Origin of the sequence: Streptomyces sp. NPDC005963 (assembly GCF_040638655.1) — a bacterium.
In the GTDB taxonomy this organism is placed as follows: Bacteria; Actinomycetota; Actinomycetes; order Streptomycetales; family Streptomycetaceae; genus Streptomyces.
In genome coordinates this window covers 1-18851 of the sequence record NZ_JBEXVD010000020.1, presented here as the reverse complement: position 1 = coordinate 18851, position 18851 = coordinate 1, and the positions used below count along the sequence as shown (strand labels likewise).

9 protein-coding genes are annotated in these 18851 nt (G+C 71.0%); all 9 read left to right on the top strand.

The genetic code is table 11. The features are described from left to right. Window positions 1-34 precede the first annotated feature (34 nt). The 9 genes from ABZ348_RS24000 (at window position 35) to ABZ348_RS23960 (ending at window position 18760) form a co-directional block, all read left to right on the top strand. Window positions 35-6022, top strand: a complete 5988-nt coding sequence (locus ABZ348_RS24000) for an amino acid adenylation domain-containing protein (RefSeq protein WP_358936262.1) — start codon at window positions 35-37, stop codon at window positions 6020-6022. Next, window positions 6009-6845, top strand: coding sequence for an SDR family oxidoreductase (locus tag ABZ348_RS23995; RefSeq protein WP_358936260.1), 837 nt, complete (start codon window positions 6009-6011; stop codon window positions 6843-6845). The genes ABZ348_RS24000 and ABZ348_RS23995 overlap by 14 nt, the downstream gene beginning before the upstream one ends. A gap of 34 nt (window positions 6846-6879) precedes the next feature. Further along, window positions 6880-7899: an ABC transporter substrate-binding protein gene (locus ABZ348_RS23990; protein WP_358936259.1), complete on the top strand. Its 1020-nt coding sequence runs from the start codon at window positions 6880-6882 to the stop codon at window positions 7897-7899. A gap of 139 nt (window positions 7900-8038) precedes the next feature. Then, window positions 8039-9262, top strand: a complete 1224-nt coding sequence (locus tag ABZ348_RS23985; RefSeq protein ID WP_358936257.1) for an MFS transporter — start codon at window positions 8039-8041, stop codon at window positions 9260-9262. Continuing rightward, on the top strand, window positions 9259-11220 hold the full coding sequence (locus tag ABZ348_RS23980) for an ABC transporter ATP-binding protein (protein WP_358936255.1): 1962 nt from the start codon (window positions 9259-9261) through the stop codon (window positions 11218-11220). The genes ABZ348_RS23985 and ABZ348_RS23980 overlap by 4 nt, the downstream gene beginning before the upstream one ends. After that, window positions 11217-12953, top strand: coding sequence for an ABC transporter ATP-binding protein (locus ABZ348_RS23975; RefSeq protein WP_358936253.1), 1737 nt, complete (start codon window positions 11217-11219; stop codon window positions 12951-12953). Before ABZ348_RS23980 ends, ABZ348_RS23975 begins: the two co-directional genes overlap by 4 nt. 68 nt (window positions 12954-13021) lie before the next feature. Then, window positions 13022-13246, top strand: coding sequence for an MbtH family protein (locus ABZ348_RS23970; RefSeq protein WP_358936251.1), 225 nt, complete (start codon window positions 13022-13024; stop codon window positions 13244-13246). Window positions 13247-13343: 97 nt separating this feature from the next. Then, window positions 13344-17948 (top strand): amino acid adenylation domain-containing protein, encoded by a 4605-nt coding sequence (locus tag ABZ348_RS23965; protein ID WP_358936250.1) that lies wholly within the window; start codon window positions 13344-13346, stop codon window positions 17946-17948. After that, window positions 17945-18760, top strand: coding sequence for an alpha/beta hydrolase (locus ABZ348_RS23960; RefSeq protein WP_358936248.1), 816 nt, complete (start codon window positions 17945-17947; stop codon window positions 18758-18760). The genes ABZ348_RS23965 and ABZ348_RS23960 overlap by 4 nt, the downstream gene beginning before the upstream one ends. Window positions 18761-18851: the final 91 nt, after the last annotated feature.

Genomic DNA, 18851 nt, shown 5'->3' with positions numbered 1-18851 from the left:
TCGTGTCACGTCATCGTACGGAGGCGGTCTGACCATGGGGACACCGATGGCCCATGTCGTGCTACGGGTGCGCGGTGCCGTGCCCGCACACCGGTGGGTGGACGCGGCCGGTCCGGACGCTTCGCCCGGCACGGCCGAGGTGGTGGATCTCACCGGCCTCGGCGAGGCGGCGGCGCTCGCCGCGTTCCGTGAGGTGCAGGCCGCTCAGTGGCACGGCGTCCTTGCCGGGGACGGCGGTTGGACGTTGCGCGTGGTGGCACTGCCCGCGCCCGGGGACGGTCGGGGCGCGCTGCACCTCGTCTCGGTGGCGGCCCCGCGCACCCCGGGCAGTGCTGCGGTCCCGTACGGGGTCGCTCGTGAGTTGTGCGCTCGCGTGGGGCTCCCGGGCGGGGCTGCGGCAGTCGATCGCCCCTCCCCCACAACCTCGGGCCGTCCCGACGCCGTGGCCGCCCGCTATCCACGGCGGCGGAGCATCGAGGTGACGCCGTCGGCCGCGGTGGACGGGGCCGAAGTATACACCTGGCTGCGGGAGTTGATGCCAGCGGTGAGCCCGGGTGAGGTGCGTACCGCACCGGTCTCCGAGCTCACGGTGGTGGAAACACCGGACGCCTCGGGCGGCTCGCTGCTGCTCGACCGGCCGTGGGTGTGGGGCCTTCCGGTGGACGCGGCCGGCCCGACGGCCGAGGTGCGGATCGTCGAACACAGCGAGGACCCGCGGCACTCCTATCCGTTGGCGGTCGAGCGGCGCGCGGACGGTGTGATCGTGGTCGACCACGATCTGCGGTCCGTCGCTCCGGCGGACGTCGATCGCTTCGTGGACCGATTGGTCCGCGGTGAGCGCGCGCCCGCGCCCGAGGCCATCACCCTGACCGCGCGCATCGCCCGGCAGTTCGCCCGTACCCCGGATGCTCCCGCGGTGCTCGCCGGGGACGTCGTGGTCGACTACCGGGCGCTGGACGAGCGGTCGGCCGCGGTCGCCCGGCTGCTGCGCAAGCACGGCTGCGGCCGGGGCAGCACGGTCGGCATCGCCCTGCCGCGGTCCCTCGACGCGATCGCTGCGATCGTCGCGGTGGTCCGCTTGGGCGGGGCCTATCTGCCCCTCGACGTGGCCTATCCGCGGCAGCGGCTGGCGTTCATGGCCGCGGACTCGCGTGTGGACACGGTGATCGGCAACGGGACGACCCTCGCCCCCTACACGGATGCACCGAACACCGAGGCGATCGACATCGCCGGTGCCGACGGGCTCTCGGGCGACCCGGAGTGGGCCGACACCCGTGCCGACGACGCGTTGTACGTCCTCTACACCTCCGGCTCCACCGGCACGCCCAAGGCCGTGGTGCACACGGTCGGTGCCATCGGCAATCTGGTGGACTGGCACACCCGTACCGCCACGGCGGAGGCCGAGCCGCGCATCCTCCAGTTCGCGAGTCTGAACTTCGATGTGGCGAGCCAGGAGATCCTGACCGCGCTGGCCGCCGGCAAGTGCCTGGTGCTGCCGCGCGACCAGGAGCGCACGGACCCCGAGGCGCTCGTGGCGCTGATGGCCCGCCAACAGGTAACCGAATTCTTCTGTCCGCAGGTGATGCTCCAGGAGATGTGTCGGGCCGCGGGTGAGACGGGAACGTCGCTGCCGGCGCTACGCCACGTCTACCAGTCGGGCGAGCCACTGGTGATGAACGACTGGATCGGCCGCTTCCTCGACGCACACCCGCGCGCCACCCTGCACAACCACTACGGTCCGACCGAGACCCATGTCATCACGGCCTATCCGCTCCCCCAGCGCGGCCGTGGGCACGCGAAGGGCCCGGTCGCGCTCGGTCCGCTGCTGGACACCTGCCGTGCGTACGTCCTCGACCCGCAGCTGCACCCGGTCGAGCCGGGCACGGTCGGCGAACTGTACGCGGCGGCGACGCAGTTGTCCCGGGGCTATCTGCGCCGGCCCGGGCTGACCGCCGAACGGTTCGTCGCCGACCCCTTCGGTGCGCCTGGCGCCCGGATGTACCGGACGGGCGATCTGGTGAGCCTGTCGCCGGACGGTTCGCTCACCTATGTGACGCGCGCCGACGCCCAGACGAAGATCCGCGGCCATCGGGTCGAGCCGGACGAGGTCACGGCGCGGCTCCTGGACCAGGTGGAGGTCGCCAACGCGGCCACGGTCACCCGACGCGACGCGTCCGGCGTCAACGTCCTGGTGGCATACGTCGTACCGCGCGGCACCGCCGAGGACGGTCTCGCCGGCCGTCTGCGGCAACGGCTCGGCGAGAAGCTGCCCGATTACATGGTGCCGTCGGCCGTGGTCCTGCTGACCGCCCTGCCGCTGACACCCAGCGGCAAGGTGGACAAGGCGGCGCTGCCCGATCACACCGCGGTGTCCCCAGCGGCACCCGACGATCACCGGGTGGGTGCCCATGCCGAGTTGGCCGCCGTCTGGGCGGAGGTCCTCGGTGTCGCCGAGGTCGCAGACGAGGACGACTTCTTCCAGGTCGGGGGGAGCTCCCTCACCGCGATCAAGGTCGTGTCCGCGGTGCGGCAGAGGTTGGGCATCCGGTTGAACGTGCCCGATGTCGCCGAGCACTCCCGCTTCGACGCGCTCGCCGCGCTGGTCGCCTCCCGGGTCGCCGTCCCGGTCTCCTCGGGCGAGGAGCCCGCCCTACGGCCGCGGCCCCAGGAGCGGTACGAACCCTTCGACCTCCTCGACCAGCAGCAGGCGTATCTGATCGGGCGCGGCGGCGACATCGAGGGCGGCGGTGTGGCCTGCCACCTCTACCTGGAGTACGAGGGCGTGGAGGCGGCCCCGGGCGCGGTCCCTGCGGACCGCGACGGCTCCGGCGTCTCGATCGCCGCGGTTCAGGACGCACTGCGGCAGTTGATCGCGCGGCACGACATGCTCCGGACGGTCTTCGACGACCGGACGATGACCCAGCGCGTGCTGCCGGTCGAGGAGGTGCCGCCGTACGTCTGCGAGGTGGTCGACGCCGTGGGCGATCCGGGCGCCGCCGCCGCGGTACGGGACCGGCTGTCCCACGAGAGCCGGCCACCGGGTGTCTTCCCCCTCTTCAACGTGGTGTTCGTGAGGCTGCCGGGGCGCGGACTGCGGATGTGCGTCAGCATCGACGCCCTGTTGGCGGACGCCCGCGGCATCCAGGTGATCTTCGACGACTGGTCAGCGGCGCTGCGCGGGCAGTTGGCCCCCGCCCCCGACGCGCCCACCTTCCGGGACTACGTGGCAGCGGTGGCCCGGTTGCGCGAGCAGCCCGAGTTCCACCGCGCGGCCGACTACTGGCGGGAGAGGGTCGACAGCCTGCCGGGCGGGCCGCGGCTGCCGCTGGTGCGGGAGCCGTCCGCCGTCGCCTCACCGGTCTTCGTCAACCGGCGCCATCTCCTCGCCCCCGAGCGATGGGCGCGGATCTGCGCGGATGCGGCCCATCGGGGGCTCACCCCGACCGCGGTCGTGCTCAGCGCCTACGCATGGGCGCTCGCCCAGTGGTCGGACGAACCGCGGTTCCTGCTGAACGTGCCGAGCATGAGCCGTCATCCAGTCCACCCCGACATCGACGACGTCGTCGGGGAGTGCGCGTCCTTCACCCTGCTGGAGGTCGACACGGGCGCGGTCGACACCTTCGACGCGTTGGCTGCGCGCGTCCAGCGGCGTTTGCTCAGTGATCTGGAGCACCGCCACTTCAGCGGGATGGACGTCACCCGTGAGCTCATCCGCCGCAACGGCGGTGTCACGGAGGCCCTCGCGCCCGTGGTGATGACGAGCGAACTCGGTGTCGGCGACGGTGTGGACGCGATCTTCGACGGTCGGCTGCGGGAGACGTACGCGCTCAGCCAGACCCCACAGGTGTGGATGGACCTGCTGCTGCGCGAACGGGACGGGGCCCTGGTCCTCAACTGGGACGTGGTGGAGGAGTTGTTCCCGCCGGCCGTGGTGAACGGGGTGTTCCGGGTGTTGGTGGCCCAGTTGGAGGCCCTCGGCGACTCCGCGGCCTCCTGGACCGATGCCCCGGTGGCCGCGGTCACCGAGACCGTGGCCCGGGAGCGGGGCGAGGGCCCCGCACGCACCGCACGGGGGATCTGGCCGCACGCGGTGATCCGGGACCACGCCCTGCGCGACGCCGACGCCCCCGCGATGGTCGACGGCGACACCGCCCTGACCCGCGGTGAGCTGGCGGCTGCCGGGCGTACGGTGGCGCTGGCCGTGGCCGACGCGCTCGCCGACAGCACGAGGACCACCGATGAACCGGTGGCGGTCCTGGTGGAGCGCGGCTGGCGACAGTACGCGTCCTGCCTCGGTGTGCTGGAAGCCGGCCGGGCATACCTGCCGATCGACGCCGAGTTGCCGCCCGAGCGGATCGCCACCGTGTTGCGGCAGGCGGCGGTACGGGTGGTGGTGACGGACTCGCACACCCGCACGCTCGCTCCGGAAGGCGGCTGGCCCGGCGTGACCTGCGTGGACGTCTCGCCGCTCGTGCCGGGTGCGGCCGGACTGCCCTGGCGGGAGCCGTGGCCCGGTGCACCGCAGGACCGGGACGGCTCGTCCTGGGCGTACGTGTTGTTCACCTCGGGTTCCACCGGTGAGCCCAAGGGCGTGCCGATCACCCTCGACGGCCTCGCCAACTGTGTGGAACACACCATCGACCACTTCGGACTCACCGCGGGCGACACCTCGCTCGCAGTGGCATCCCTCCACCACGACCTCTCGCTGTTCGACCTGTTCGTGGTGCTCGGGGCCGGCGGGACCGTCGTCCTGGCCGGACGCGGTTGTGCCGCCGACGCCCAGGAGTGGGCCCGTACGGTCGAGCGGCACGCGGTCACCGCGCTGTGTGCCGCGCCGGCGGTGGTGGAGATGCTGCTCGACGGGGTCGGCGGCGCCGGTGCTTCGGGGCTGCCGTCGCTGCGGTGGGTCTTGACCGGCGGCGACTGGGTGCCGCTGCCCCTGCTGGACCGGTTGCGGCAGGCCGCTCCCGCGGTGCGGCCGGTGAGCATCGGCGGACCCACGGAAACCACCGGCTGGAACATCGCCCATGTGGTGGACGGCCCGGACTCCGTCGGCACCGCCTGGTCGACGGTCCCCTACGGCAGGCCGATCCCCCGGACCTACTACCGCGTGGTGGACGGCGACTTCCGGGACCGACCGGCCTGGGCGAGCGGGGAGTTGGTCGTCGCCGGAGTGGGAGTCACCCCGGGTTATCTCACCGCGGCGGGCATCTCCCGGGAGCGCCACCACACCGATCCGGACACCGGTGAGGTGTACTTCCGCACCGGTGACCTCGGGCGGTTCCGTGACGGGCTGATCGAGTTCATCGGGCGCGCCGACGACCAGGTGCAGATCCGCGGGCACCGGGTGGAGCCGGGCGAGGTGACCGCCTTCCTCAACGGCGTTCCCGGAGTGCGGCGCTCGGCGGTCCTCCCGGTCCCGGGAACCGTACCGGGCACCTTCCGCGCTCTCGTCGCCTTCGTGGTGCTCGACGAGGGCATCGATCCGCACACCGTACGGGAGCGGTCCCTGAACGGACTCGCACCGGCACTGCGCCCCCAGCGGTTGATCGTGGTCGACACCCTGCCCACCAGCCGCAACGGCAAGGTGGACCGGGCCGCGCTGTTGCGTGCGTACGAGAGCGAACACTCGGCGGGTGCGGACGGCGACCTCGCACAACGGGCGGACGAGGCCGTTCCCCAACCCACCAGTGCGCTGGAGTGGCTGGTGTGCGATGTATGGGCCCGCCAGCTGGAAGTGGACCAGGTCGGGCCGCACGACAACTTCTTCCTCCTCGGCGGCGACTCGCTGATCGTCTCGCGCGTGGTGCTGGACCTGAGGGAGATCCTGCCCGGTGCCCGGATCAGACCGGGAGGCGTGTTCTCCACCCGCAGTGCGGGCGAGTTCGCGGCCCTGCTGCGCGGCGCCGAGGCGGACGGCGAACGCCTGGAGGAGATCGCCGGTCTGTACCGGGAGGTCGCCGCATTGAGCGATGACGAACTGAACGCCTATCTGGAGGGCGAGGGCGATGACGAACAGTGAACCGCCCGCCCCGGCTCGGGGACCGTACGTGCGGGTCACCGGAGGGGCAACCGAGCGGTGCGCCCTGATCACCGGGGCGAGTTCCGGTCTGGGCGCCGCCTTCGCTGACCGGCTCGCCCGGCGGGGGTACTCCCTCGTCCTGGTCGCCCGGGACAAGGACCGGCTGGCCGCGGTCGCCGACGGTGTGACCGCTCGGTACGGCACCCGTTGCGAGGTGCTGCCCTCGGACCTGTCGTCCGCCGTCGACCGCCGGGCCGTCGCCGAACGCATCGAAGAAGGTGTGGACTTCCTGGTCAACGCCGCCGGATTCGGGCTCTCGGGTGCCTTCTGGTCCGTGGACCGATCCGAGTTGGGTGACCAACTCGCGGTCAACGTCTCTAGCACACAGGAATTCACCCACGCCGCCGTCGCCGTGATGCTGGAGCGCAACGGTGGAACGGTCGTCAACCTGTCCTCCATCACCGGCCTGGTGCCGGGTCGGGGATCGACCTACGCCGCCTCCAAGGCGTGGGTCCTGTACTTCTCGCAGGGCTTGAGTCATGCCCTGCGGGGGACGAACACCCGGGTCGTGGTCCTCGCCCCGGGGTTCGTCCGCACCGAGTTCCACGCACGGGCGGGCATCGACGTGCACACGGTCGGCGACGGGTGGTGGCTGGAGCCGCACGACGTGGTCGACCGCTGCCTCGCGGACATCGCGAGGGGAAGGACGTTCTCGCTTCCCGGGTTCCGCAACAAGGTGTTCATCGCCGCGGTGTCCCGGTTGCCGAGGGCGCTCGCGCAGCAGGTGAACCGAATGCTCGGAAACGCCGGCGCGCGAGCGTAGGACAAGAAGAAGAAACAGCGAAAGAAGAAGAACCATGAGAAAGCGTCGTGTCCTTGTCGCAGCGGCCCTGGTGGCACCGCTGCTCCTCGGCGGCTGCGGAACGTCATCGGAGAAGGACGGCAAGGAAGGCAACAAGGGCGGTACCACGGCCGCCGCTGAGAAGAAGACCCGCACCATCACCCACGCGGTCGGCACCCTGGCCGTGCCCACCGCGCCGAAGTCCGTCGTCGCACTGGACGAGGTCGCCGGGCTCACCCTGGTCTCCCTCGGCATCAAGCCCAAGATCGTCTACAAGGCGAGCGCCCAGCCCCGTGCCCAGGAGATCCTCAAGGCCGAGGGCGTCGAACTGCGTGATGTGACGGTGGGAACCGTTCCTTCCGTCGAGAAGCTCGCCGCGGACGCCCCTGACCTGCTCGTGGGCACCGGTGCGGCCGGGCCTACGGGTGTCGGCTACCAGAAGCTCATCAAGCTGGCGCCCACGGTTGTCCTCCCCATCGAGGGCACCTGGCGCGACATCGTCACCAAGACCGCGGGCTACTTCGGTCAGGAGGAAGTCGGGAAGAAGCAGGTCGCCGCGACCGAGGCGCTGCTCAAGAAGCCGGCGGACGCCAACAAGGCCGCCGCGGGTGACGAGACCCTCTCCCTGCTCGGCAACTCCTTCGGGCAGAACGACTTCACCATGCCTCCGCACGTCCCCATCTCCACCCTCATCGCGGAAGCCGGCTTCACCCGGCCGACCTTCCAGCAGCGCGAGGTCAAGGGCTACTCGGTGCCGCTGTCGTCGGAGTTCCTGCCCGAGCAGGACGCCGAACTGATCGTGATCCCCAAGGGCGCCTACTACGACCCGGCGGCGCTCCAGAAGAAGCCGACCTTCGCCAAGCTCAAGGGGAAGGTCGTCATCCCGGACGCCGACATCTGGTACGGCATGTCCGGATTCGCCTTCTACGCCTCGGCGTACGACCTGAACAACCTCGCCTCCGGACAGGGTGAGCTCACCTCGCAGGCGAACGTCCAGAAGGTCTGGCAGACGTACCTGTCGGAGACCAAGAAGTAGATCCCGTTCCTCGTGGTGCCCCGGCGTGGGGCCGGGGCACCACGATCCACCCCGGCAGTTCCAACAACAGTTTCCGACAACCGTTCCGACATTTGTTCAGACATTGTTCCGACAACATCCGTACCGGTCAGGAGAAGTGGTGGCAGAGGGGAAAGGAACCGCGGCGCCGTTGTGGCTCATCGCGTTGTTCCTGTCGATATTCACGTTCTACACGGACGACCACGTCATCGCGGGAATACTTCCCGAGCTGGCAGCGGGGCTCTCGGTCTCCGAGGCCGTCGCCGGTCAGCTCGTCACGGTGTTCTCGCTGACGATCGCACTCGTCACACCCCTGGCCGGACTGTTGCTGTCCCATGTCGCGCGGCGCGCGGTCGTGCTGACTTCCCTGGCCGTGTTCACCGCCGCCAATCTGGTCGCGACCGCGATCGACTCCTACGCGGTGATGGTGGCGCTGCGGATCGTCGCGGCCCTCGCCGCCGCGGGGGCGACTCCGCTGATCTTCGCCAGTACCGCCGAGTTGGCTCCCCCGGAGCGCCGCGGCCGGTATCTGTCGGTCCTGGCGATCGGTGTCACCGGCTCCATCGCCTTCGGCGTCCCGTTGGGCAGTTGGATCGGCACCACCTTTAACTGGCAGGCCACGTTCGGAACGATGGCGGCTCTCGGCGCCGTGAGCCTGCTGCTCGTCGCCTTCTTCCTGCCCGCCACCGAGCCGTCGGTCCCGTTGCCGCTGCGGCAGCAGTTGCGTGCGCTGTCCGCCCGCCCGATCCTGCTCGCCCTCACCGGCGGTGGGCTGGCCATCATGGGCTCGATCATGCTGCTGACCTATCTGGTCCCCTATCTCCAAGGGGTGCTCACCGCCGGTGACGGAGTGCGGAGCCTGGTCTTCTCCGTTCTCGGGATCGCCGGCACGGTGGGGGTGTTCGCCGGCGGATACGCGACCGACCGGCTCGGCGCGGACAGGACCATCCGGCTCGGCCTCGGGCTGTTCATCGCCGTGGTGCTCGCCCTGGCCGCGCTGTGGTGGATCCGACCGGTCTCACTGGTCGTCTTCCTGCCCCTGGTCGCCCTGTGGGGCGCCCTGGCCTACCTCAGCTCGCCCGCCGTCCAGACCCGACTGCACCAGGTGGCCGGTGACCTCACCGCCCAGGCCCTGGCCTTCAACACCAGCTTCGGCTACCTCGGCATCGCCCTCGGCGGGGCGCTCGGCGGGGTCATCGTCTCCCGGGTCGGCGCCGGCTGGCTGCCCGTGGCGACGGCCGTGACCTCCGTCCTGGCGCTGGGACTGATCACCCTCGCCTTCCGGCAGCCGTCCCCCACCGCCGTACCCCGTGGCGCCGACCACCAGCAAGGAGCACCTCAGTGAACCCGACGACCACGGACGTCGACGCCCCCGTCGATGCCCCCGACTCCACGGCCCCCGTGACGGAGGATCCACCTACCCCCACCGCGCCCAGCGACGCCCCCGCGACCCTGGGGGCGCTGCTGCGCCCAGTGCGCACCCAGTTGGGCGTCAGCGCGGCCTTCGCGGCCGTCGCCGCCTTCGCCGGCGTCGTACCGCTGATCTGTCTGGTGGAACTGGCCGGTGTACTGCTGCCCAAGGTGACCGGCGGCACCGTGGACGAGGGTGCGGCCTGGACCGCTGCATGGATCGCGGCGGGTGCGCTCGCCCTGCGTCTGGTGCTGATGCTCGCCGCATCGACCGTCTCCCACCTCGCGGACGTACGCCTGGGCTCCTCGGTGCGCCGGGCGGTGGTGCGCCGGCTCGGGCGGGTGCCGCTGGGTTGGTTCACCGAGCGCAACTCGGGTCTGGTGAAGAAGGCCGTGCAGGACGACGTCGGGGCGCTCCACCACCTGGTGGCGCACTCGGTCACCGAACTGACCACGGCCGTCGTCGTGCCCGCCACCATCCTCGGCTACCTGCTGCTGAGTGACCCGCTGATGACGGTCGTCACCCTGCTGCCGGTGGCCGCGGGAATGCTCGGGCTGAAGATCGCCACCCGTGGCACCACCGAGAAGATGGTGGAGTACGCGGGGTCGCTGGGCCGGCTGGGCTCGGTGACCGTGGGCTTCGTCGATGGCATCACCGAGGTGAAGTCGTTCGGCACGATCGGGCGGGCCCACGAGGCGTACCGGGAGGCCGCGGACGACTTCGACGGCAGGCACTACGCGTGGATGAAGTCGAGTTCGGCCGGGGCGACCTTCATGGAGATCGCCCTCTCTCCGATGACCCTGCTGCTGACCACCACGGCGGCCGGCGCCGCACTGTTGCGTGCCGGTTGGCTCGACGGTCCGTTGGAGTTGCTGCCGTTCATCGTGCTGGGGTTGGCGATCCCCGCCCCCGTCCTGGCCGTGGGCTTCAACTACCACGCACTGCTGGCCGCCCGTGGCGCCGCCGACCGGGTGCGACAGATCCTGGCCGAACCGGAGTTGCCCTCGGTGCCGCACGGTCCGCGTCTGCCTGCGGGCGGCTCCACCGTCCACTTCGAGTCGGTGGACTTCTCGTACGGCGAGACCTCCGCGCTGCGCGACATCGACCTCACGCTCGCACCCGGCACGATGACGGCGCTGGTCGGCCCGTCCGGCTCCGGCAAGTCGACGCTGGCGAAGCTGCTGGCGCGCTTCCACGACCCGGCGGCCGGCCGGGTCACCATCGACGGCACCGACCTGCGCCGGCTGCCCTTCGCCGACCTGTACGGACACGTCGGTTTCGTCTTCCAGGACACCACACCGCTGCGGGTGTCCCTGCGGGACAACATCCGGCTCGCCCGCCCCGACGCGAGTGACGAGGAGGTGATGCGCGCGGCCCGCTCGGCGCATATCGCCGATGTCATCGAACGGCTGCCCAAGGGGCTGGACTCCGTCGTCGGCACCGACGCCACCCTGTCGGGCGGCGAGTGCCAGCGCATCGCGATCGCCCGGGCGATCCTGGCCGACCGGCCCGTCCTCATCCTCGACGAGGCGACCTCCGCCGTCGACCCCGACAGCGAGGCCAGCATCCAGCAGGCACTGAACGCGCTCGCCGCCGACAAGACGGTGTTGGTGGTGGCGCACCGGTTGCACACGATCCGCCACGCCGACTCGATCGTCGTCCTCGACGGCGGTCGGATCGCCGCTCGGGGAACCCATGACGAACTGTTGGCGGGCGGCGGCCTCTACCCGGCGCTGTGGGCCGCCCACAGCGGGGGCGAACCCAGCGGGTCGGACACATCGGATGCAACGGATGCAACGGGCACAACGGAGGAGTCCGCGTCCACAGCGACCGACCCGAGCACCGGCCATGACGACCGCAGCGACCGCCGGGAAGGACCCACAGCGCGATGATCCGTGATCTCCACTCCCTGCTCGACGACGCCGGCCAGCGCCAACTGCGCGCCCTACTGGTGCGGATCACCGCTGCGGCCGTCCTCCAAGGGCTCGCCGGGGCCACCCTCATCCCCCTGCTGAGCGCCGTGTTCACCGAGGACTGGGACAGCACCTGGACCTGGACGGGGGTGCTCGCCGCCCTCGTCGTCACCCACCACCTGCTAATCCTGAGCAACCACCTGCGCTCGGGCGAGTTGTCGAGCCGGCTGCTGCGGCTCCTCCACACCCGGTTGGGCGAGACCCTGACCGCCATTCCCCTCGGCTGGTTCGGCAACGGTCGCTCGGCGAGCGTCAACCGGCTCGTCACCAAGACCGCCATCGACGTGGCCACCGCACCCGCGCATCTGATCGCCCCCGTCATCACGGCGTTCGTCACTCCGGCGACGATCATCGCGGTCACCCTCGTCATCCGGTGGGAGATCGGTCTCGCCCTGCTGCTCGGTGCACCCTTGCCCCTCCTCGCGTACCGGCTGTACCTGCGGGTGATCGAGCGGGTCGAGAACGATTGGGAAGCGGGCACCAACCGTGCCTCGGCGCACGTCCTGGAGTACGCCACGCAGCAGCCGGTGCTGCGCGCCTACGGCCGTACGCTGGACGAGGGCAGCCCCCTCGGCGCCGCCTTCGCCGAACAGGACGCCCAGGCCCGCCGGATGGTCCTCGGCAATTCGGCGGCGAGCGCACCCCTGTTCCTCGCCCTCCAGACCGTGTTGACGGTCGTCCTGGCCCTCGTGGTGCATCTGGCCCTCACGGGAGGCGGGGACATCGCGGTCCTGTTGGCGGTGATGGTCCTCGCCGTACGGTTCGTGGAGCCGCTCACCGCCGTGGCCGAGGTCGCGGGCGGACTGCGGATCGCTGCGGTCGGAATGCGCAGGTTCCAGGAGGTGCTGGCCCTGGAGCCGTTGCCCGAGCCGCAGGACCCCGCTCCGGCGGGCGCGCCGACGGTCGAGTTCCGTAAGGTGACCTTCGGTTACGAGCCCGAGCGGCCGGTCCTGCGTTCGCTGTCGTTCAGCGCCGCTCCGGGCACACTGACCGCCCTGGTGGGGCCCTCCGGGGCCGGCAAGTCCACCGTCCTCACCCTGATCGCCCGGTTCTACGACCTCGACCCCGGTGCCGGTACGGTGCTCGTGGGCGGTCGGGACATCCGGGAACTGGGCACCGAGGCGTTGATGCGCCAACTGTCCCTGGTGTCCCAGGACCCCTATCTGTTCGAGGACACCATCGAGAACAACATCCTGCTGGCGAAGCCCGGTGCGACCCGGGACGCGTTGGAGCGGGTGGCGCGGCTCGCGCGGGTCGACGAGATCGTCGAGCGGTTGCCCGACGGCTGGCGGACCCGGGTCGGCGAGGGCGGATCCACCCTGTCCGGGGGCGAGAAGCAGCGGGTGTCCATCGCCCGTGCCCTCCTCAAGGACGCGCCGGTCGTCCTCCTCGACGAGGTGACCTCCTCCCTCGACGCGGAGAACGAGCGGCTGGTGCAGCAGGCCATCACCCAACTCGCCGAGGACCGTACGGTCCTGGTGGTCGCCCACCGGCTCCAGACGGTCCGCAGCGCCGACCACATCATCGTCCTCGACGAGGGACGCGTCATCGAGTCGGGCACCCACACCGAACTCCTCGCACACGACGGCACCTACCGTCGCTTCGTGGAACTGCGCGAACAGGCTGATGCCTGGAAGCTCACGCCCCACTGACCCGGTCACACCGCGCGGTGGCCCGGCAGGGCCCGCCGCTCCACCACTCACCCCAGGGAGAACCCACCATGTCCACGAACCCCTTCGACGACGAGAACGGCCGATTCCTCGCGGTGGTCAACGACGAGGAGCAGTACGCCCTGTGGCCCGTGTTCCGCGAAGTGCCGCCCGGCTGGCGGACGGTGTTCGGCGAGGCGTCACGCGCGGAGGTGCTCCAGTACATCGAGGAGAACTGGACCGACATGCGTCCGCTGAGCCTGCGTGAGGCCATGGCAGCCGACGCCGCGCACTGATGTGTCGGGCCGGCCGCGACGGGATCGCGGCCGGCCCTCACCCTGAACGCGCCCAACCATGAACGACAGATCGTCAGCGAGAGGTGAGGAACACCCGGTGGCCCCCAGCGGCAAGCAGGACATCGTCCACGTCCTGGCACTCGGTCCCCTCCAACGGGGGCTGTACTCACTCAACAGGATGCTCCACAACGCACCGGCGCGGCCTCCCGGCGACGCCGGGGGTCCGGGCACCGGCGGTGCGGCGGACATCTACGCCATCGCCGTACTGACCGACTTCCACGGCCCGTTGGACACCGCACGGCTGAGGCGCGCCCTCACCGCAGTGCTGGCCCGTCATCCGCATCTGCTCGCACGGTTCTGGGACGAGGGGCTGCCGCATCCGGTGCAACTGGTCCCCCGGGTCGTGGACTACCCGTGGCGGGAGGTGGAGATGACCGCCCAGGAGTTCCAGGCCCATGTCCACACCGCTCAGTACGAGCCGTTCGACCTGGCGGAGGGGCCGCCACTGCGGGCCACCCTGGCCCGGCTCGGTCCCGACCACCACCGGCTGTTGGTCGTCTTCCACCACATCGTGCTCGACGGCTGGTCCGTACCGCTGTTCTGGCGGGAGCTCGCGGACCGGTACGAGGAGGACGGTCGTGAGCCCGTCGTGCCCTCCCCCGCGTACCCCGAGTACATCGGCTGGTTGCAACGGCAGGACCGGCAGGGTTCGTTGCGTCGATGGCGGGAGATGCTCGCCGGGGTGGACGAACCGACGGTGGTCGCGAGCACGGCACCACCGGGAGTGGCTCCGCTGCCGAAGCTGACCATGCGCTCCCTGGAGGGGCCTGCGCTCGATGCGCTGCTCGCCCGGGTGCGCTCGCTCAACCTCACGGTCAACACGGTCGCCCAGGTGGCCTGGGCGGTGTTGCTGCACCGGCTGACCGGCAGACAGGACACGACCTTCGGTGTGACGGTCTCGGGCCGGCCCGAAGAGGTCGCGGGCATCGAGTCGTCCATCGGACTCTTCATCAACACGGTCCCGGCACGGATCTCGCTCCGGCCCGACGAGCCGCTCGACGCACTGTGCCGACGCGTTCAGCGGGACGCCGCGGAACAGCGGGCGCACGGCTATGTGGGGTTGAGCGAGATCCAGCGCGAGGCCGGCGCGGGTGATCTCTTCGACACCATGATGATCTTCCACAACACACCGAAGGGAACGGCGCGGGATACCCTCGACCTCGGCGAGGGGGTGAAGATGGCACCGGTCCTGATGGACAGCTACACGCACTATCCGCTGACGGTGGTCCCCTTCCTCCTCGACGGACGTCTGTACGTCAACGTCGACCACGTCGACGCCCTCCTCGGCGGGCTGGACGCCGGACGGCTCGCGGAACGGTTCCTGCACCTGGTGCAGGAGATCGCCCACCATCCCGGGCGCACGCACCGCGAGTTGGACGTACTGCTGCCGCACGAGGCGTCCGAGCTCAGGGCACTCGCCGGCGGGATCACCGCACCACCCCGGCAGGATCGATCGGCCGACCACGGAGTGCACCGCGCCTTCGAACGGGTCGCCGATCGGCACCCTCGCCGTACGGCCGTCATCGACACCACGGGGGAAATCGACTACGCAACGCTGGACCGCTGGTCCAACGCCGTCGCACACAGGCTGCGCGCGCTGGGCATCGGGCCGGAGGGTCGGGTCGCGGTGGCGCTGCCGCGGACCAAGGAGTTCTTCGTGGCCCTCCTCGGTGTGCTCAAGGCCGGGGGCACCCTCGTACCGCTCGACCTCTCGGCACCGCAGGACCGCAATGCCACCATCGTCGAACTGGCGGGGGCCCGGGTGCTCATCGCCGAGCCCGGCGAAGCGGAGTGGTGGCAGGGCGAGCGCTGTTCGACGGGGCGGGAAGCCCCCGCCGACGATGCGGCGGGCACCGAACGGCTCACCGGCACCACGGCCGCCGACCAGGCGGTGCACACCGTGTTCACCTCGGGTTCCACGGGTGAGCCGAAGGGCGTCATCGCCACCCACCGGGGGCTGTTGGCACTGTTGGAGGCCCACCGGGAGGAGATCTACGGACCGGCCGTCGGCGACACCGGGCGGATCCTGCGGGTCGGGCACGGCTGGTCGTTCGCCTTCGACGCGAGCTGGCAACCACAACTCGCCCTGCTCAGCGGACACACCGTGGTCCTGCTCGACGAGGAGGACCAGCGCGATCCACATCGGCTGGTGGGCAAGATCCGCGAACACCGGGTGGACATGCTGGACACCTCGCCCTCGATGCTCGGGCGGTTGGCGGAGGCGGGACTGATCGAGGGCGACCGTTGCCCCCTGGCCATCCTGGCCCTGGGCGGCGAGGACATTCCCCGGAGCGTCTGGGACGTGTTGGCCGGGCTCAAGGGCACCCGGGTGCACAACTTCTACGGCCCGACCGAGATCACCGTGGAAGCCGTCAACGCACGCGTCGTAGCGGGTGAGGAACCCCAGATCGGCAGCGCCGCACCGGGCTCGTCGGCCCAGGTGCTCGGCCCGGACCTGCGGCCGGTTCCGATCGGGGTGCGCGGTGAGTTGTACCTCGGCGGACTCCAGGTGGCGCGCGGCTACCAGGCCCGTCCGGGGCTCACCGCGGAACGGTTCGTACCGGACCCGGTCACCGGGGAGCGGCTCTACCGCACCGGCGATGTGGTCCGGCGCAACGCGGCGGGTCGACTGGTGTTCCTGGGGCGGGCGGACGACCAGGTGAAGATCCGCGGCTATCGGATCGAACTCGCCGAGATCGTGGCCGCCTTGGAGACCCGGCCCGATGTGGCCCGGGCAGTCGTCGTGGCGCAGTCGGGAGCACAGGGTCGCGTCCTGGTCGCGTATGTCGTCGCGACCGAGGAGGTCCGGGCCACTGGTGTACGGCTGGATCACGTGGAGTTGCGGGAGGATCTCGCCCGGCGCATTCCGCACTACATGGTGCCGGCCCGTTGGGTGGAGTTGGACGCCTTCCCGCTGACGGTCAACAGCAAGGTGGACCTGCGGGCCCTGCCGCGACCGAGCGGGGGCGGGGAGTCCCCGGACGTCTCCCGAGCACCGTCGACCGAGGCCGAGCGCACCGTGCTCGATGCGGCGCGCGCCCTCCTCGACGAGCCGCATCTGGGCGTCGACGACGACATGTTCCACCGCGGGATGGACAGCATCGCCACCATCACGCTCGTGGGCGAACTGCGACGGGCCGGATTGCACTGCACCCCCCGCCAGATCGCGGTGCACCGCACCGCCGCCGAACTCGCACGGGCCGTGAGCACCGCCCAGGCCGCGGACGCGAGTGCGGCGGTCGACGGGGGCTCCGAGCCCGCGCTGGTGCGCACTCCGGCGCTGGACTGGATGCAGCGACTCGGCTCCTACCGGCGGTTCGCCCAGTCTCAGCTGATCTCCCTGCCCACGGGGATCACCGCGGACGAGGTCAGCCGGGTGCTGGAGCGTCTGCGTACCGCGCATCCGCAACTGTCGGCGCGTACGGTGCACGACCCGGACGGCAGACTCGCGCTGGTCGCCAGCGCGCCGGATGCCGTGCCCGCCGTACTGGCGGTGGAGGAACATCGGCAGTTGACGCCGCAGATCGTGCTGGAGAGCGCGGAACGGGTGTGGGAGCGGCTCGATCCGGACGGCGGCGCCATGATGGTGGGCGCCTTCCTGCGGGAGACGGACACCGGGGTGGGGCGCCTGTTCCTCGCGGTTCACCATGCGGTGGTGGACATCGTGTCCTGGCACGTCCTGCTGGAGGACCTCGCGGCCTGCCACGGCTCCCCCGATGCCCCGCTGCTCCGGGAACACACCTCCATGGTGGAGTGGTCCCGGGCACTGGCCGCCCGGTCCGGCGGAGCCGAACTGCGCGACCAGTCGGCGTACTGGGAAGGCGTGGTGCGGGAGCACGGGCGGGCACCGAGGCTCGCGCGTCGGGCCGCCGATCCATCCGTGCACACGCGGGGCCGGTTGGTGTCCCACCGGGTGACGGTGGACGCGACCACCACGGCGGCACTGTTGCGTTCGGCGCTCACCACTCCCGAAGGTGCGCTGCTCACGGCGGTGGCGCTCGCCGAAGCCAGTTGGCGGGAGCGCCACGGGCATCCGGTGGACAGCGGACTGACCGTGGTGCGGGAGGGGCACGGACGACGGGACGACCTGGTCGGCCCCTTCGTCGACGGCACCGTCGACACCTCACGGACCGTGGGTTGGTTCAATGTGTTCCACCCCGTGGTCCTGGATGCGGGGGCGAACCAGCGGCTGACCTCCGAGGGTGCGCAGGCCGACGGTGGGGCCGCACTGCTGCTGTTGCGGAAGGTAGCGGGAGAGTTGGCGGCCGTGCCGCACGGCGGGTTCGACCACGGTCTGCTAGGTGCTGCGGTCGCCGTGGAGGCCGAGGTGTTCTTCAGCTATCTGGGCCGGTTGGACCAGGTCGTGGCCGTCGATGACGACCGGCCGTGGACGCTGGTGGTCGACGATGCACTGCGGGAGGTCTTCCCGCAGGACAGCGAGCCGGACGCGGCCCAGCCGTATCCGCTGGAGGTCATCTGCGCGATCCATCCCGGGCCGGACGGTCCGGTGGTGGAGGCGTTGTGGCGGTACGACCCCGGCATCTGTGACGCGGGGGACATCCATGATCTGGCCGCCCTGTGGCGGGGGGCGCTCACCGCGCTCGCCGCAGCGGTCACGGAGAACGAGAGGACGGGCGCATGACGCAGACCATCGACCTCGGTGGAACCACCCTGGCGTACGAGGAGTTCGGCAGCGGGGAACCCGTCGTGCTGGTCATGGGGGCGGGGTCGCCGGGGCGGGTGTGGCGCGCGCATCAGGTGCCCGCGCTGGTCGCCGCGGGACTGCGGGTGATCATCTTCGATGCCCGGGGTGTGGGCGGCAGCTCGCCCTGCCCCGGGGGTTTCACCCTGGATGACCTCACCGACGACCTCGCGGGCCTGGTGGAGAAGGTGGCCGGAGGCCCGGCGCATGTGGTGGGGACCTCCCTCGGTGCACGGGTGTCCCAGCACCTGGCGCTGACCCGACCCGATCTCGTCAGGCGGCTGGCCGTACTGGCGACCCGCGGACGTACGGACGCGGCCCTTTCGGCGTTCTCGCACGCCCAGATCGCCCTGCACGACCACGGAGTCGTCCTGCCCGAGGAGGTGCGGGCTGCACTCGGTGCGCTGGCGAACCTGTCACCGGCGAGTCTGCGGGAGGAGATCGAGGCGGAGGACTGGCTCGCCATCTTGGGCATGGCCCCGGCGACGCCCTCGGCAGGGGTCCGGGCACAGTTCGCCGCGGCGCTCACGGGGTTCCCGCCGAGCGTGTCCGCGTTCGCCGCGATCACCGCGCCGACCCTGGTGGTCTCGTTCGCGGACGATCGGCTGTCCCCGCCGCATCTGGGCGAGGAGATGGCGCAGGCCATTCCCGGCGCCCGGTTGGAGGTGGTCGCCGACACCGGGCACTTCGGCTACCTGGAACGCCCGGCGGAGGTGAACAGGCTGCTGGTGGAATTCTTGACGGGGCCGTGAGAACTGCGGCTGCGGTCGCTTGGGGGAGACCGTTCGGGCAGGAAGCAGTCCCTGGGCCGCCCGGTCGACGAGTTCACGGAGTCGGGCCCGC

Bases quoted from the DNA above. Each gene is read 5' to 3' on its own strand.
- ABZ348_RS24000 (WP_358936262.1), top strand. From the start codon at position 35: ATGGGGACACCGATGGCCCATGTCGTGCTACGGGTGCGCGGTGCCGTG.
- ABZ348_RS23995 (WP_358936260.1), top strand. From the start codon at position 6,009: ATGACGAACAGTGAACCGCCCGCCCCGGCTCGGGGACCGTACGTGCGG.
- ABZ348_RS23990 (WP_358936259.1), top strand. From the start codon at position 6,880: ATGAGAAAGCGTCGTGTCCTTGTCGCAGCGGCCCTGGTGGCACCGCTG.
- ABZ348_RS23975 (WP_358936253.1), top strand. From the start codon at position 11,217: ATGATCCGTGATCTCCACTCCCTGCTCGACGACGCCGGCCAGCGCCAA.
- ABZ348_RS23970 (WP_358936251.1), top strand. From the start codon at position 13,022: ATGTCCACGAACCCCTTCGACGACGAGAACGGCCGATTCCTCGCGGTG.
- ABZ348_RS23960 (WP_358936248.1), top strand. From the start codon at position 17,945: ATGACGCAGACCATCGACCTCGGTGGAACCACCCTGGCGTACGAGGAG.